Origin of the sequence: Shigella sp. FC1967 (assembly GCF_001743005.1) — a bacterium.
In the GTDB taxonomy this organism is placed as follows: domain Bacteria; phylum Pseudomonadota; class Gammaproteobacteria; order Enterobacterales; family Enterobacteriaceae; genus Proteus.
Genome location: NZ_MIIZ01001034.1, coordinates 1 through 1,206, shown reverse-complemented (window position 1 = coordinate 1,206; position 1,206 = coordinate 1). Strand labels below are relative to the sequence as shown.

The following is a 1,206-nucleotide window of genomic DNA, read 5'->3' as shown; positions in this document are numbered from 1 at the left end:
AAAAGTTTACCCAATGCGTAGCCACACTGTGGCAGCAGAAGGCGGATCAGCAGCAGTGACTCAGGCTCACGACTCCTATGATTTCCACTTCAATGATACCGTTTCAGGCGGTGACTGGTTGTGTGAACAGGATGTCGTAGATTACTTCGTTGAGCATTGTCCAACAGAGATGACTCAACTAGAACTCTGGGGCTGTCCTTGGAGCCGTAAAGAAGACGGGTCAGTCAACGTCCGACGTTTTGGTGGGATGAAGATCGAACGGACCTGGTTCGCAGCCGATAAAACCGGCTTCCATATGCTACATACCCTGTTCCAAACATCCTTAAAATACCCACAAATTCAACGTTTCGACGAACACTTTGTTCTGGATATTCTTGTTGATGAAGGTCACGCTCGTGGTCTTGTTGCGATTAATATGATGGAAGGGACGAAAGTTCAAATTCGTGCTAATGCAGTCATTATGGCAACGGGTGGTGCTGGACGTGTTTATCGTTTCAATACCAATGGCGGTATTGTTACGGGTGATGGTATGGGTATCGCTTTACGTCATGGCGTTCCACTGCGTGATATGGAATTTGTTCAATATCACCCAACAGGTCTGCCCGGTTCAGGTATCCTGATGACCGAAGGTTGTCGTGGTGAAGGTGGTATTCTGGTCAATAAAGATGGCTATCGTTATCTACAAGATTACGGTCTAGGACCAGAAACACCATTAGGTAAACCAGAAAATAAATACATGGAATTAGGTCCTCGCGATAAAGTTTCTCAAGCTTTCTGGCATGAGTGGCGCGCAGGTCGTACCATTAAAACTCACCGTGGTGACGTTGTTCATCTTGACTTACGTCATCTGGGTGCGAAAAAACTTCATGAACGTCTGCCATTTATTTGTGAACTGGCAAAAGCGTATGTGGGTGTTGACCCTGTAAATGAACCTATCCCTGTTCGTCCTACTGCTCACTACACTATGGGTGGTATCGAAACTAACCAACAAACTGAGACGCGTATTAAAGGTCTGTTTGCTGTGGGTGAATGTTCATCTGTTGGCTTACACGGTGCTAACCGTTTAGGTTCTAACTCACTGGCAGAGCTGGTTGTATTCGGTCGTCTTGCCGGTGAAGAAGCCGTTCGTTGTGCACAAGAAGCAGCACCAGCTAACGCATCAGCATTAGATGCTCGTACTCGTGATATTGAAGATGACCTGAAAAA

Annotated in this window: 1 protein-coding gene; it reads left to right on the top strand. The window is 46.4% G+C overall.

Annotation, left to right across the window (positions count from 1 at the left end; genetic code table 11):
* Positions 1–1,206: fumarate reductase (quinol) flavoprotein subunit (gene frdA, locus BHE89_RS17845; RefSeq protein ID WP_286146268.1), on the top strand; the 1,206-nt coding region annotated here is incomplete at both ends.